General features: G+C 42.4%; 13 protein-coding genes. 9 read left to right on the forward strand and 4 right to left on the reverse strand.

All coding sequences use genetic code 11. From position 1 onward, the window contains the following. Positions 1-151: 151 nt before the first annotated feature. A complete protein-coding gene (locus tag E2R51_RS12790) occupies positions 152-1,186 on the reverse strand; it encodes a nuclease-related domain-containing protein (protein ID WP_133377480.1) in 1,035 nt (344 codons plus the stop codon). A gap of 133 nt (positions 1,187-1,319) precedes the next feature. Here E2R51_RS12790 and E2R51_RS12795 point away from each other — a divergent pair, with 133 nt between their 5' ends. Next, complete coding sequence (locus tag E2R51_RS12795; RefSeq protein WP_133377481.1) at positions 1,320-1,610, forward strand: YciI family protein; 291 nt, start codon at positions 1,320-1,322, stop codon at positions 1,608-1,610. A 61-nt stretch (positions 1,611-1,671) separates the two neighbouring features. On the opposite strand, the gene E2R51_RS12800 is transcribed toward E2R51_RS12795, so the two are convergent. Beyond that, on the reverse strand, positions 1,672-2,385 hold the full coding sequence (locus E2R51_RS12800; RefSeq protein WP_133377482.1) for a Na-translocating system protein MpsC family protein: 714 nt from the start codon (positions 2,383-2,385) through the stop codon (positions 1,672-1,674). 637 nt (positions 2,386-3,022) lie between these two features. Here E2R51_RS12800 and E2R51_RS12805 point away from each other — a divergent pair. Then, the gene (locus E2R51_RS12805) at positions 3,023-3,382 is read left to right on the forward strand and encodes a hypothetical protein (RefSeq protein ID WP_133377483.1); all 360 of its coding nucleotides are present in this window, start codon (positions 3,023-3,025) and stop codon (positions 3,380-3,382) included. A gap of 119 nt (positions 3,383-3,501) precedes the next feature. On the opposite strand, the gene E2R51_RS12810 is transcribed toward E2R51_RS12805, so the two are convergent. Beyond that, complete coding sequence (locus E2R51_RS12810) at positions 3,502-4,884, reverse strand: M28 family peptidase (RefSeq protein ID WP_133377484.1); 1,383 nt, start codon at positions 4,882-4,884, stop codon at positions 3,502-3,504. 236 nt (positions 4,885-5,120) lie between these two features. Here E2R51_RS12810 and E2R51_RS12815 point away from each other — a divergent pair, with 236 nt between their 5' ends. Continuing rightward, positions 5,121-5,315, forward strand: a complete 195-nt coding sequence (locus E2R51_RS12815) for a hypothetical protein (RefSeq protein WP_133377485.1) — start codon at positions 5,121-5,123, stop codon at positions 5,313-5,315. A 9-nt stretch (positions 5,316-5,324) separates the two neighbouring features. Here the strand turns inward: E2R51_RS12815 and E2R51_RS12820 are convergent, their stop codons facing one another. After that, positions 5,325-6,611: an ATP-binding protein gene (locus E2R51_RS12820; RefSeq protein WP_240733077.1), complete on the reverse strand. Its 1,287-nt coding sequence runs from the start codon at positions 6,609-6,611 to the stop codon at positions 5,325-5,327. Between the two features lie 216 nt (positions 6,612-6,827). Between E2R51_RS12820 and ppc the strand changes: the two genes are divergently transcribed. The 6 genes from ppc (at position 6,828) to preA (ending at position 14,782) form a co-directional block, all read left to right on the forward strand. Next, on the forward strand, positions 6,828-9,581 hold the full coding sequence (gene ppc, locus E2R51_RS12825) for a phosphoenolpyruvate carboxylase (protein ID WP_133377486.1): 2,754 nt from the start codon (positions 6,828-6,830) through the stop codon (positions 9,579-9,581). Between the two features lie 117 nt (positions 9,582-9,698). Beyond that, entirely contained in the window at positions 9,699-10,130 is a 432-nt protein-coding gene (locus E2R51_RS12830; protein ID WP_133377487.1) for a hypothetical protein, read from the forward strand. Positions 10,131-10,222: 92 nt separating this feature from the next. Beyond that, positions 10,223-10,441, forward strand: coding sequence for a helix-hairpin-helix domain-containing protein (locus tag E2R51_RS12835; protein ID WP_133377488.1), 219 nt, complete (start codon positions 10,223-10,225; stop codon positions 10,439-10,441). Between the two features lie 714 nt (positions 10,442-11,155). Then, positions 11,156-12,046 carry a nitrilase-related carbon-nitrogen hydrolase gene (locus E2R51_RS12840; protein WP_133377489.1) on the forward strand — a complete coding sequence of 297 codons (891 nt, stop codon included), beginning with the start codon at positions 11,156-11,158 and terminating at the stop codon, positions 12,044-12,046. Between the two features lie 46 nt (positions 12,047-12,092). Continuing rightward, entirely contained in the window at positions 12,093-13,466 is a 1,374-nt protein-coding gene (locus tag E2R51_RS12845; protein ID WP_133377490.1) for an NAD(P)-dependent oxidoreductase, read from the forward strand. Between the two features lie 50 nt (positions 13,467-13,516). Continuing rightward, positions 13,517-14,782 (forward strand): NAD-dependent dihydropyrimidine dehydrogenase subunit PreA, encoded by a 1,266-nt coding sequence (gene preA, locus E2R51_RS12850; RefSeq protein WP_133377491.1) that lies wholly within the window; start codon positions 13,517-13,519, stop codon positions 14,780-14,782. Positions 14,783-14,802: the final 20 nt, after the last annotated feature.

The following is a 14,802-nucleotide window of genomic DNA, read 5'->3' on the forward strand; positions in this document are numbered from 1 at the left end:
GTGAATCCGCGGGTGCAGGCTCTGGATCGAAGGGTATTGGTGTTCAATCCGCGGGTATAGCTGCCGAATCGAAAGGTGGATGCCTCTAATCCGCGCTTCATGACAAATTTTCTACTTCTTCCGAAAAAAAACCATGTAAACATCTACATGGTTAATGAAATGGGCTGAGATATTTGCGTGATCTGCAGTTTCCCACAGTTTTAAGATTCATTGAATGCAAATGGCGCCGCATGGTATCCGGTGAATCTACCCCTAAAAATTGTCTTGCCTCTTTGTTGGTTAGAGCGGGGGAAATAAAACGAAAATATGCTTCAATTGAGCGTTTATATGCATTGTTGTCTGTGCGTTTGCATAGGGTGCAGCGCCATCTCAACGAAAGCCACTTCATCGACAGCTGTTTACACTCGTTACACCAGACCCCGCTTGCCAAATCAGACTGAGACAAACCAAACCGTTTCATTACATCGTAAAATCTATCAGGAATCATATTATTTAAAAGGGTTTGACTTAATTCCTGCAGATCACATTCCTTTAAATGGGATTTATTGTGCTCCCGTAATAAACTCCTAACACGAACGGTTAATTGTTCAAAACGGCAAATTTCAGGCGGCAGAAGGGGATGCGTCCCTTCTGCTTGAAGAAATACCTCGGGATGAGTGAACACGACCAGCTTATAAATGGGAAGTGTACAGCCGATCCCAGTGAAGAGATACTCAAGACCTTCCTGCTGGCGTTCGACTTGAAGGACTGGATGGAGGAAACACTGGACTTTACCATCTTTTTCTCTGTACATTTGTCCGCTTTCCTTATTTAATTTCAAATGACCTTTCATGTTTTTGGTTTCGATTATTAATGCAAAGAAAGGGGTTAGACAAAGATGATCAATCTGTATTGTTTCACCGGAGAAAGGAAATACAGCATTCTGGAAGATTAAAAAAGAATTTGAGGAAAAGTGTTGGATAGCATGGTCAACTCGCTGTTCACCAAAATTGCCTGAATGCAGTAGAGAAATTTCATCGAGTAGAGCAGAGGATATAGGATGGGATGGAGGTAGGTGGAGGTTTAACAGTTCATAACTTCTCAAGCGGATAGAAGGCTTTCTTTCCAGTACGATCAAACGCAGCAGCTCCTTTTTGTAAGTTCCTTTAAGAATAGCATAAACCGGATGCTTATAAAGGGATATCATTCTTACATTCCTATATTATGATTCTCCAATCGCAAGAAACTTTTAACCCCTTGCAGACTAGCAAAATTAGGTGGTTAGTGGCAGTAAATGGTATAATAAGTAATAATAACGGATTTTAAAAGGAGAGAAGGCCATGAAAGCAGTTATATTTTATAGTTGTGGAGCAGCATGGGTCTCTGGCAAGCCGCACTGGGAACAGGAGCTTATAGCGCACAGGAAGTATTTGGTGAAGGAAGCAGGAGACCGGTTAATTGCTGCAGGGCCTTTCATGGATCATACGGGAGGACTTGTAATTGTAGAGGTGGAAAAGCTTGAAGAAGCGATTAAAATTGCTGAGAGTGATCCTGCTGTTGCAGAACGAAAATTTAACTATGTTGTCAGGCCTTGGGAACCGCTTGAAGGAATATTTAATCCTCCTCTTTAATCGAAAAACCTTTCTTCAGAAGACTGAAGAAAGGTTTTTTTAAGTGAAAGATTGCGTTGAATTACTCATTTTTGTTTTTAGCTAAAATCAGCACCATATAGCCTTTATCATTTTGAAAATCCCAGTCAACAAAGACTTCATGAATATTCTGCTGAAGAATGGATTCTAAGTTGGATTGTTTAATTAGTCTGGTCTCAAGAGGTCTTTTGGCAAGCCTCAATTCTTCAATAAAGCCGTTTTTTATTAATTCTTTTTCTATTTCTACAAAAAGCCCTGACCTGGCAATTAAGATACTGCGGTCATTAAGCCAGCTGACATTAATGTTTTCAGGCTTTTTTTGTGCTTTTTGGCTTGCATCAATCGCTTCTGATTTAAACGCTTCCATGTCTATATTTTCCGGCCAGTCAAAATGTTCATCACCTTCTTCTTGCTCTAATAAAGCGATGAAAACTCCGGTTTTATTCTCAAGGTTCCAATCCGTGAATATTTGCTTCACATCGAGATTGGCAATCTTCCAAAGCTCAAGTTTGATTGCTTGTTTAAGGTCTTCCATTAGCAAGTCCCTGGTCTCAAGGACGCGCCTGGATTGTTTCTGTTTAACCAGAATTTTTTCTGTTGGGGCAAGAAAACCACGGACGTGAACAATGACATAGGGCTTTTTAATGGTTACATACACAGAAGTAGGACCTTTTCCGAAATGATCCCTTAGCAGTGAAGAGATATAGCTGCCAATTTTGCTTTGGACTGACTTTTCTTTTACAGGTTCATTTCCCATATTTACCTCCCTTCTTCAGCTTACGAGAGTATTAATCTTGCAGTCATTATAAATGATAGGTATATAAATTGCGAATATAAATAGAGTGAATTATCTGTATTATAATGTATTATTTTGATGATTACTGACAACCTAAAAAATGGAATGTTTTACGGTGATGCTTTACTATTCTACCGATAGCGCTTATAATGAAGTTACTTGGAAAACGATAGTGTTTCCACTTTCAGCAAGATGATTAGAAGCGCGTATAAAGTAAAATTAAATATATTTGGTACAATGTTACGGACAATAGAACTGTTAACAAAGCCGAAAAGACTCACATACCCTGTGGTTCTTTTCGGCTTTTTTTAGTTTGAAAGGAAGGCATCAGAATGAAATACTTTATTGATCACGAGAAGAAAAAAGTTCACCATAGTCAGCATGCAGGGGATCAATGTGAATTTTCAAATACTGCAATAGAAAATAGAGAATTTACGACAAATATAACGTATGTTGAACGGTTAATCCTTCAAGAGAATTATGCTAAATGCTCATACTGCCGGGAGGTATTGATATCATTAAATTAATAGACCGTCAGTAAAAGAGGGGCTAAACAAGTTCTTTTAACAGACATTCAATCAGATAAGGGGGAATGGCGATGCGGAAAAGTTTATTAAACACTGATAGCATTCAGTACTTTTTTACAAGGGTAAAAAATTCATATGAGGAAAATGGCTGTATTTTTGTTTCATTTTTTGCCCGGCTTACGAAAGAGCATCGTCATACAAAAAATTCAACCATATCCTTTAAAACTGAAAGGGTATGGGTTGATATTGATGAGTGTAAAGAGAGTCATGCTTCTCAAAAAATGAAGGCGCTGCCAGAAGGTGTTTCTACATATCTGATCACAGAAGAAGTATTTAAAGAGCTGGTTAAATTATCAAATGATTGCCCGCAAGAGCTATATCAGATTACACCTATTTGTTCAATTAATCGAGTTAAGAAATTTAGCGTTTAACCTCCAGAGGACGATTTGTCCATTACCTCATCAGTTTCTAACTTCAGCTTACAACCTCAAAACATATCTCATTTCTGAAAAAAAGCCAGCTCCTTTATGGAAGCTGACTTTTCCGATTGTTATTTTATTGCTTCATTAAAAATCATCTCATGTGTCGCCTTCACCTTAGGACCTTTTTTAGGCTTTGGCCCTTTGTTGTCAAATCTTGCCCGGTCATACACAGCAGCTCCAACAATTTCACCAACATCTTGAAGCTTTTCCTTGCTGATTTTATCGATTGTATCTTCTGGTGTATGGTACCAAGGCTCAGACGGGCTGTGGATAAATAATGCTGCAGGAATCCCGACAGCTGCAAAAGGGACATGGTCGCTGCTGCCGCCCTGTCCATACGGAGTGGCTGTGCCGTTCAACTTTTTACTTGAATTTTGGGCAAGCTCCGTAACCAGGTTCGGCTGCCCATTGACTGTACGCATGATCAGATCACCTGCATCCTTGCTTCCAACCATATCAAGATTAAAGTTTGCAATGGTGCTGCTGATTTCATCGTCAGATAATGTGGAAACGTAGTGATAGGAACCGATCAGTCCCACTTCTTCCGCACCGAAAGTGGCGAAGCGGATTTCCGTGTCAGTAGGTACGTTTTTCAAAACGCGTGCAAGCTCGAGGGTCATGGCAGTTCCAGATGCATCATCATTTGCTCCAGGAGCACCCGCTACAGAGTCATAGTGAGATCCGATGACAATAATGTCACCAGTATCCTTCTTTTTATTTGTCGGCTTTTTAGTAGCAATCACGTTTTGGGATGTTCTGTCACCAGCTTCTGCTCCTTCAACGTTAAGTGTGGCTGAGTTTCCTGCAGAGGCCTTTAATGCTTCGCCTTCAGCTTTTGTTAAGGCAACTGCCGGCACATAATCATCATTGTGTTCTCCGAGCGTACCGTTTAATGCACCGGCTGCATTATTATAAATAATTACACCTTCAGCACCTTTTTCCGCGGCATTTAACACTTTTTCTCCAAAGCTGATTTCACCGCGTTGGATCAGCGCAATTTTCCCGGTAAGATCAACATCTTCAAGCTGAACCTTCGTACTCAGCCCGGCATCTGCAAGTTCTCCAGTTACATTTCCGTTTACGGAATATGTAAATGATGTCGGCGCAAGCTCGTCTGTGTAACCGTCCACGTTAAGTTCAATGCTGGTTGGAGGAGTATAGCCGTAAAAAGTAAAAGGCTGAATGTCAACGTCATAACCATAGGATTCAAATTGTTTTTTAATAAATTGAGACGCCAGTTTTTCAGCTTCCGTGCCTGCGACTCGAGGCTGTTTGGCAAGAAGTTCAATGTTGTTGTAGATTTTGTCGGCATCAATTTTATTGACGACTTTTTGATCAAAATGCCCTTGATTAAAATGGACCTCAGGGACGTGTACAGCTGTTGCAGGGGAACCAACCACCCCTAATGACAATGATGCTGCTAGTGCTAATGATACGACCGTTTTCTTCAAAAAATCCCTCCTGAATAGAATAATAGTCTGACTATATTGAATACTACATTATTTTTTAAATGGAAATAAGTAACTTAATAACCAATTAAGTAGTAAATTAAGACTAATTGTCAGATTTTGCATTCTATCAGATGGGATAAAATGAATTTTGGACCTCTTCTCTTTCAGTAAAATGTCATCCGCACCCTTCCCGTCTTTTTTAATATAGTAGTAAGAACGGAGAAAGGATGATTACGGTGAGTTTCCATGAACGGGATATTGTGAACGATGTCATTGGATTTTTGGATATTTTTGTGATTCTTCTGCTCGAGGAGGACCCGATACTCTCCCTTGTTTTAGTGGCTTTGCTTAAGACTGTGACAGAAGATAAGCTTATTAGAATCTCGTTTATACTTCTGATTATTTTTTTAGGTGTTTCTGATATTGATTAAACGGAAAGCTTAAACAGGCAGCGTAATCAGAAAAGTCGTGCCCGCATCTTTTTCACTTTTTACCTTAATCGTGCCTCCAACTTTGTCAATCACGCTGTAAATCATGACCATCCCAAGACCTGTGCCTTCTTTTTTTGTTGAATAGTAGGGCTGTCCGAGCAGAGAGCACTCTTCTGTTGTCATGCCAATCCCTGTATCAGTGATGGAAATCAAAATAGATCCATTGTTTTCATAAACATCAATGGAAAGAATACCGCCTGTTTCCTTCATTGCTTCAATTCCATTTTTGTATAAATTGATGAGGCACTGCTGCATTTGATTTTGGTCAAACCGCATAAGTAATGTGTTGGAGAAGCTGAATTTCAGGTCTACCAAATGTAAATGGGCGTAGGGAATCATAATATTATTTACATACTCGATTTCTTTTTTGAAATTGGAATACACCATATTCTCTGCTTGCGGCTTGGCAAATGACAGGAAATCACTGATGATTTTCTCTGCCCTTTTTATTTCCTGCAGTGAAATAGCAAGATATTTCTTTTCTTCTTGATGGATTTTGCTTGATTCCATTAATAATTGAAGAAAACCATTGGCAGCTGTTAGCGGGTTTCTAATTTCGTGAGAGACGCTTGCAGATAATTCACTGATGACATTAAGCCTTTCAGATTGTAAATATCGCTCGCGGTTTTGATAATTTGCTCTAATTTTTTCAATTAAAATAACGATAATCATTACACCGATCACGTGAATGGGCAGGACATTAGCTGCAATAATCCAATATTCCTTATTCAGCACCGGAAAAAAGGAGGTTAATGTAACAAGATAAAATAACATCGTCAGGAACGAAAACAGACCAGCCCATAAAACTCGATTACGGGTCTTTAGCTTTATAAACTTCTTTTTCCACAACGGAATAAAAAGGAGTATAACCGTTGAAAAAAAGAAAGATTGATATACCCCTTCACCGCCAATGATAAAACGGTAGACATTTAATACGAGATAGAGGGGAATGGCCCCTTTGAATCCTAAAAACAGAGACGCAACAATAAACGGTATATAGCGCAGGTCATAGATAAAACCTAAATCCAATCGTATTGGAAAAGTCATCGTGAGGATTAATGGAAAGGATGCAAGAAGAACGATGATGGTATTGTTCAGATATAGTGTTATGCGATTTTCGAAAAAAATCAGGTAAATCAGCACAGGGAAGAGGATAAAAAGAAAATTAATCAGAAGAGTTTCGGTCAAAACAGGACGTCCTTTCGTATAGTTGCTGTCATTCTTCCAATCCAGCAACATAGCATCTGCTAATAATACCATAAATGAAACAAATTGGCTTCGCTGACAGCGAATATAAGTATGCTGACAGGATTAAATCTGCTTTTAAATTGCCGATATTAATTGCTATAAATATCCAAATATCTTAATTTCTTTTGTTCTATTCCTACTTCGGCTATAATAAGTGTTTAAGATTTCTGTTGTCTGAATTTTTGGAATTAGGAGGAAAAAGATATGATTGATGTAGTAGATCGCAGCGCACCTTTAAGAAGTGATGTAAAAAAGCTGGGGGCTATCCTGGGGGAAGTTCTTGTTCATCATGGAGGGATATCCCTTTTTAATAAGGTTGAAGAGATACGGGAAACGACCAAGCTTTTACGGAGCGAATTTAATGAAGAAACCTATTCGCAATTAAAAGAAGAAATTCGTTTGTTAAAACCGCCTATGCGCGAACAGGTCATTCGTGCATTCTCCATCTATTTCCACATAATCAATATCGCAGAGCAAAACCACCGTATCCGCCGTTTTAGACAATATCAGCTTGCTGAGGATGGAGCGATACAGCCTGCTTCCATTGAAAGCGCGGTCGCATATATAAAAGAAAATAATTTTTCACCTGAAGTGATTCAGCAGGTTGTTAATGATCTTTCCATTGAGTTGATTATTACGGCTCATCCCACGGAAGCTACAAAGCGTACCGTACTTGAAGTTCAAAAACGAATTTCATTGCTGCTGCGCGATTTTGATAATCCTTCTTTGACGAAGAAGGAAAGAAGAAAGCTGGATGACAGTCTTTTTAATGAAATAACAGCTCTCTGGCAGACTGATGAGCTGCGGCACCGCAAGCCTACTGTACTCGATGAAGTAAAAAATGGATTGTATTATTTTGATCAGACGTTATTTAATGTTTTACCGGCGATTCATCAGGAATTGGAGGATAAGCTGGAAGATTACTATCCAGATATTGAGTGGAAGGTTCCTAATTTTCTTCACTTTGGTTCCTGGATTGGGGGAGACCGTGATGGAAATCCGCATGTGACGCCCGAAATCACATGGGAAACGCTCAAACTGCAGCGCAGTCTTACACTAAAAAAATATGATACAAGCCTTGTTGATTTAATGAAGCGGTTCAGTCAGTCAACAACAAGGATTGATGTGAATGAGTCACTCGTGCAGTCAGTAAAGCAGGAAGAAGCCAAGTATTTAAACGAGAGCGAAGCATGGCCGGTGGAAGGAGAAATCTACCGCCGAAAATTTGCTGTTATGCTGAAACGTTTGCGTGAAGTGGGGAAATCAGAATTGGGCTACCAGCACGCAGAGGAGCTGCTGGACGATTTAACTCTGATAAAAGAGGATGCAGAACAGCATCAGCCATCGAATCGCAAGCTGAAAACGATCCGTAAACTGATCCGTCAGGTCCAGCTGTTTGGCTTTCATTTAGCGACACTGGATATCAGAAATCATAGCGGCGAGCATGAAGCAGCGATCACTGAAATCTTAAAAGTAGTGGGGATTACCGATGACTATGCTGCGTTGTCAGAAGAGGAAAAGCTTGCGACGCTCCAAAACGTTCTGAAGGATCCGAGGCCTGTGACTCTTCTGCAGGAAGATTATTCAAAAGAAACTCAAGAAGTTTTTAATGTGTTTCAAATGATAAACAAAGCCCATAACGAGTTTGGGAGAAGATCCATAGAAGTGTATCTTATCAGCATGACTCAATCAGCCAGTGATTTGCTGGAGGTGCTCCTGCTGGCAAAAGAAGCAGGCATCTATCGCCTGCATGCCGATGGCACCGTGGAGAGTCACCTGCATGTTGCGCCGCTTTTGGAAACGGTAGACGATTTGGTTGCCGGTCCGAATATCATGAAAACGCTGTTTGAAATGGACATATACCGCAGCCATATTGAAAAACGGGGGAATCACCAGGAAATCATGCTTGGTTATTCTGACGGCAGTAAAGACGGTGGAACGTTAACAGCAAACTGGAAGCTGTTTAGAGCGCAGCAGGAAATACATGAAATGGCCAGAGGCTATAATGTAGCGTTGAAGTTTTTCCATGGCCGCGGAGGGTCTTTAGGCCGAGGAGGCGGCCCGCTAAATCGCAGCATCCAGTCGCAGCCTGGTGAAACGCTTGGGCATGGCGTTAAAATAACAGAGCAGGGTGAGGTATTGTCATCACGCTATTTACTGGGAGATATAGCATACCGTAATTTAGAGCAGGCGGCATCAGCTCTTCTTCAGGCCTCTGCTAAAGCGCTGCAGCAGTCTGTTCAGGGACATGTTCTTCCTGAGAAATGGGAAGAAGCGATCACACACAGCTCGGAGATTGCATTAAGCAAATATCAGTCCCTTGTGTTTGGGGATCCTGATTTCCTTACCTACTTTAAACAGGCAACGCCGCTTGGAGAACTGGGTGCCTTAAATATTGGTTCGCGTCCGATGAGCCGTAAAGGAAGCCAGCGCTTTGAAGATTTACGGGCGATTCCATGGGTATTTGCGTGGACACAGTCAAGACAAATGCTGCCAGCCTGGTATGCTGCTGGTTCGGGCTTGAACTCTTATGCTTCTCAAAGCGATGACCATCTGAAAACATTGCAGGATATGTACCAAAACTGGCCGTTTTTCCAATCTACCATCAACAATCTGCAGATGGCATTGTTAAAAGCGGACCTGACAACAGCGAAGGAATATCTGCATTTAGTCCAAGATCATACGATTGCAGAGCGTATTTTTGGTGAAATCTCTCATGAATATGAGACCACCAAAGAAGTGCTTCTGCGGATTACCGGAAATGAAGAACTGCTTGATCACACACCTGCCATCAAGGAAAGTGTCTACCGACGTAACCCGTATGTAGACCCGCTTAACTTCCTGCAGGTCGATCTGATTCAGAAAATGCGCGAAACGGATGATCAGTCAGATCAACTGTTAACCGAAGTTCTATTGACGATTAATGGAGTAGCGGCAGGCCTTGTTAATACGGGCTGATATGAATATTCAATAGAAATAGATCCACTGCGGCGCTATGCTGCAGTGGATCTTTTCTTCTGTTCTTTCCTCTTTGAGTCAGTCATACCATTAGAAAAATGACATGGAGTGATGACGGTGAAAAAAGGAAAGGTATTGTTTATTAGTGTGTGCATTTTTGTCCTGCTTGGCGGTTCCTTCTATTTGTATAGTGCTTTTTTTAATGAAGAAGACAGGGCAGAATCAGATTTTTCACAGATGACTGAAACAGAACAGGCCAGAGTGTTGAAAGAAGTAAATGAATTTGAGCAGACGCTAAGAGTTGAGGGTGGTTTTTACGATCAGGTAGCGGATGAAATGGAAAGTAAAGGGTACGGTGGCTACAGCATCCTCGGCTCAATGTATTCAAAGGAAGATGTACGGCTGCAGATTATATTGGAGAAAAGCGATGTAACGAAAAAAGACGAGGAGCATGTTCAGGGGATTTTTACAGAATTAATGATTCAAAATGACATGGATCCTATGGTATTTACAATTGAAGTAAAGGATCGGAAGAGTGCTGAATGGTAAACAATCTCTTCTATTCCGTGGTTTAAGCCGCCTTCGAATAGGTACATATTTATAATGAGAGTGAAGGGATAAAGATGAAAGGAGGATCAACGTTGACACAGGCAGAGGGCAATGAAGATAGTCTTCCAGCCAACCTGGGCAAACCGGCTCGCCGCGCACTTGAAGGAGCGGGCTATATAAGGGTTGAACAGTTGACTGAGGTAACAGAAGCTGAACTATTGAAGCTGCACGGCGTTGGCCCATCTACTATTGGGCCTTTACGTGAAGCGCTGGCGGACAAAGGGCTCTCGTTTGCTCAAAAAAAACGGTAAAAAGGCTCTTGATGCGATGAGTGATAGAACCGGCCCGACATGAAGTAATCCTCCTGCTCGAATGGGGGATTACTTTTTTTATGGTCTTCATTAAGAGGATTAAACCGCCGCTTGAGATTTTGAAAGAACTGCGTAATATAAGGTTTTCTGTATGCTTTTGACGGATCCTATCAGAACGCGTCATATTGCTAATTTTACTCTTTACTAATGTACAAGCTCTGACCATAATGTAGTTATCTGAAAATTCAATCCCATTATAAGGATGCAGAATTTGAAGGAAATGACATTTCGGAGGGAGGATAAGAGATTTAAAACGTCACATGAATGTTTCCACAATTGGTCAGGAGTTTTATACAAAGGGACAGTTTTTGTGATTAGAGAAGAGTCACCTCAATGCTTTTAGATGTGCCAATCAGGCTACGGTCCCCGTGAAACACTGGCTATGTTTAGCTAATACTATTCTTTCTTTCCATATCCAAACGTTTAAGGACGTGTTTACACGTTTATCCTTTTACGTCCTATCCAGTAATACCCTCTTCCAAGAACCTGCATCATGATTGCTTCTGATTCAGTACAAACAAAACCACTAACCACTAGTACGCTTCTTTGAATACACAGTGCTCCTTTGAATGGGAGCGACAGATGCAAAAACTCAGCAGTTCCGGCTATCGAAAACGGCAATATAGCTAATCTGTTAATAAGGGGGCCTTCTATATGACAAGTAAAGTCAAAATCGGGTTAATACAAGCTTCCAATGATGTGGATGGAAATGAACCCGTTGCGCTTCACAAGGAAAAAGCGATTGAAAAGCATGTTCAACTGGTGAAGGAAGCTGCAGCAAAGGGAGCACAGATCATTTGTCTGCAGGAAATCTTTTTCGGTCCATACTTTTGCACAGAGCAAAACTCGAAATGGTATGAAGCGGCAGAACCAGTGCCAAACGGTCCGACCACCGTGCTGTTTCAATCTTTAGCAAAAGAACTTGGCACGGTTATTGTGCTGCCAATCTATGAGAGAGACGGGATCGCAACCTACTATAATACCGCTGCTGTAATCGACGCAGATGGAACATATCTCGGAAAATACCGAAAGCATCATATCCCTCAGGTTGGCGTGGGCGATGAGGGGAATGGGTTTTGGGAAAAGTATTATTTTAAACCCGGAAACATGGGGTACCCGGTTTTTGATACGCAGTTTGCAAAGGTAGGCGTGTATATCTGTTATGACCGTCATTTCCCTGAAGGTGCACGTTTGCTTGGGCTTAATGGAGCTGAAATTGTGTTTAATCCTTCTGCTACGGTGGCCGGATTATCGGAGTATTTATGGAAATTGGAGCAGCCTGCACATGCGGTTGCCAATGGCTATTATTTAGGAGCAATCAACCGTGTAGGAACAGAAGCACCCTGGAACTTAGGCGAATTTTATGGGCAGTCCTATCTTGTTGATCCCAAGGGCAGCATGGTGTCAGTCGGCAGCAGGCATCAGGATGAGGTTGTGATTGGAGAAATGGACAAAGAACTGATAAGAAATGTCCGAAATACCTGGCAGTTTTTCAGAGACCGACGGCCTGAAACATATGGAGCAATGGCAAGCAACGACCAATAAGCTGAGGAATTGAAAGATTAAACGTTTCATTATTGGAGGGATGAGGATGAAGCATTCCAGTCAATCTTCTATTTCGCTGACTGACTTACATGTTAATTTTGAGGAAATAAATGCAGGGCTGACCAACGCAGACGCAGTGGACGAATCAAACAGGTGTCTGTATTGCTATGATGCCCCCTGCATTCAGGCGTGTCCGACGGGAATAAATATTCCATCTTTTATTAAAAAAATAGCGTCTGGAAATTTAAAGGGATCTGCAACTGCCATTATGGATGCGAACCCGGTCGGGGCAAGCTGCGCACGAGTATGTCCAACCGAGGAGCTATGCGAAGGGGCATGCGTCTTAAATCATTCTACTAAACCAATCATGATCGGAAATTTGCAGCGCTATGCAACGGACTGGGCAATTAAAAATGAACAGACCCTATTTGAAGCGGGGGAAAAGAACGGGCGAAAGGTTGGAATTGTAGGAAGCGGCCCCGCAGGCCTAAGCGCTGCCAGGGAGCTTGCCCGTCTCGGCTACGAAGTGACTATCTATGAAGCAAAAGCAAAAGCCGGCGGTCTGAATCAGCATGGCATTGTTTCATTCCGGCTGCCTCAGAAGGTCGCCCAATGGGAAGTGGAACAGGTAGAAAAGCTTGGTGTGCAAATCAAAACCAATGTCACCGTTGGCCGGGATATACCTGTGGACGATCTATTTGAACACTATGATTCTGTGATTCTGGCTGTGGGCATGAGCAAAGTGCCAATGCTGCAGCTAGGCGGTGAAGATCTGGATGGCGTGTATGATGCCATAGAATTTGTAGAAGGAACAAAAAAAGGCGATCTGACGACAGAGCTGATCGGAAAACATGTGGCGGTCATCGGTGCCGGCAATACGGCGATTGATGCTGCGACCTGTTCGGTTCGTTTAGGTGCTGAAAATGTGAAGATCCTGTACCGACGGACCCAAAAAGAAATGACGGCATACGAATTTGAGTATGAATTTGCCAAGCAGGACAGCATTGAATTCCGCTGGCTTACTGCTCCGATTCGTCTGATCGACAATGGACATGGAAAAGTAAAAGGTATTGAATGCGTCAAAATGGAGCTCGGAGAACCGGGGATGGATGGCCGGCGCAGGCCGGTGCCGGTAAAAGGATCGGAGTTCATTTTAGAAGCAGATGCTGTTATTAAAGCGATTGGACAGACCAGACACCTTGATCTCATTGATGCATTTGATCTGGCTCACCATCGTGGCGTCATCAAAATTGATATCGACACCTTCCAGACATCCAATCCAAAAGTTTATGCGGTTGGTGATGTGATTTTTGGTGATGGACAGGGAGAAGCCATGGTCGTTTCAGCTGCGCAGCACGGTAAAAAAGCGGCTTATGCAATTCATCAGCAGTTGAAAAAATCCATAAGCGAGACCGCCTGATGAACAGGGAGTTCAACGATGGTTAATCGCTTTCCTTAGGAGGAATTCGGATGGCAGATTTAAGAATCAACCTGGCAGGAATTGAATCACCTAACCCGTTTTGGCTTGCGTCTGCACCCCCGACCAATTCGGGCTACCAGGTTCAGCGGGCATTTGAAGCAGGCTGGGGTGGAGCGGTCTGGAAGACGCTGGGTGAGCCTATTATTAATACCACTTCACGATTTGCTGCAGTCAGTTTTAACGGCAGGAAGGTGGCTGGGTTTAATAATATCGAGCTGATCACCGACCGTCCGCTTGAAGTGAACTTAAAAGAAATTTATGACACAAAAAAACGATTTCCAAACCACGCCATTATTGCTTCCCTAATGGTTGAACCGAGCAGGGAAAAATGGCATGAAATCGTCAAGAGGGTAGAAGCCGTTGGAGTCGACGGACTTGAACTGAACTTTGGCTGCCCCCATGGAATGGCGGAACGGGGGATGGGTGCGGCTTCAGGCCAGCAGCCAGATCTGGTAGAGGCTCAAACCATGTGGGCAAAAGAAGCTGCCCAAACACCTGTCATCGTGAAACTGACACCAAACATAACCGATATCACCATGACAGCAATCGCTGCCGTAAATGGCGGAGCAGATGCGGTTAGTATGATCAATACCATTAACAGTCTGGCGGGAGTTGATATTGACTCATGGAACACCATCCCGCATGTAGCAGGAAAAGGAGCGCACGGCGGCTATTGTGGTCCTGCTGTTAAACCGATCGCATTGAATATGGTTGCGGAATGTGCCCGAAATTCTAAAATTAATATTCCGATTTCCGGTATCGGCGGCATTTCCACTTGGCGCGATGCAGTGGAATTTATGCTGATGGGCGCTTCCGGTGTTCAGGTATGCACAGCCGCTATGCACCATGGCTTCAGTATAGTCGAGGATATGATTGATGGTCTGAACAATTACTTAGATGACAAGGGACTTTTATCAGTAAATGATCTGGTTGGTAAATCAGTGGAACGGTATTCCGACTGGGGCAATCTTGATTTAAATTACCGCATTGCAGCGAAAATCAATACAGACGTCTGCATCAATTGCAACAAATGCCATATCGCCTGTGAAGATACCGCGCATCAATGCATTGATATGCTGACTGATGCTAATGGGAAAAATTATCTGCAGGTGCGTGAGGAAGACTGTGTTGGCTGTAATCTCTGTTCCATTGTTTGTCCTGAAGAAGGCGCCATCTCCATGATTGAACTGCCGAGAGAAAGCATGCCAATGACTTGGAATGAACGTCAGCATGCGCTGGCGAAGCTGATGGGATAAAGTTACTTGATACTATTACG

This window comes from Jeotgalibacillus sp. S-D1 (assembly GCF_004358665.1).
In the GTDB taxonomy this organism is placed as follows: domain Bacteria; phylum Bacillota; class Bacilli; order Bacillales; family Jeotgalibacillaceae; genus Jeotgalibacillus.

Excerpts from the sequence above, each read along its gene's own strand:
- E2R51_RS12790 (WP_133377480.1), bottom strand. The coding sequence starts at position 1,186 with ATGATATCCCTTTATAAGCATCCGGTTTATGCTATTCTTAAAGGAACT.
- E2R51_RS12795 (WP_133377481.1), top strand. The coding sequence starts at position 1,320 with ATGAAAGCAGTTATATTTTATAGTTGTGGAGCAGCATGGGTCTCTGGC.
- E2R51_RS12800 (WP_133377482.1), bottom strand. The coding sequence starts at position 2,385 with ATGGGAAATGAACCTGTAAAAGAAAAGTCAGTCCAAAGCAAAATTGGC.
- E2R51_RS12805 (WP_133377483.1), top strand. The coding sequence starts at position 3,023 with ATGCGGAAAAGTTTATTAAACACTGATAGCATTCAGTACTTTTTTACA.
- ppc (WP_133377486.1), top strand. The coding sequence starts at position 6,828 with ATGATTGATGTAGTAGATCGCAGCGCACCTTTAAGAAGTGATGTAAAA.
- E2R51_RS12840 (WP_133377489.1), top strand. The coding sequence starts at position 11,156 with ATGACAAGTAAAGTCAAAATCGGGTTAATACAAGCTTCCAATGATGTG.
- E2R51_RS12845 (WP_133377490.1), top strand. The coding sequence starts at position 12,093 with ATGAAGCATTCCAGTCAATCTTCTATTTCGCTGACTGACTTACATGTT.
- preA (WP_133377491.1), top strand. The coding sequence starts at position 13,517 with ATGGCAGATTTAAGAATCAACCTGGCAGGAATTGAATCACCTAACCCG.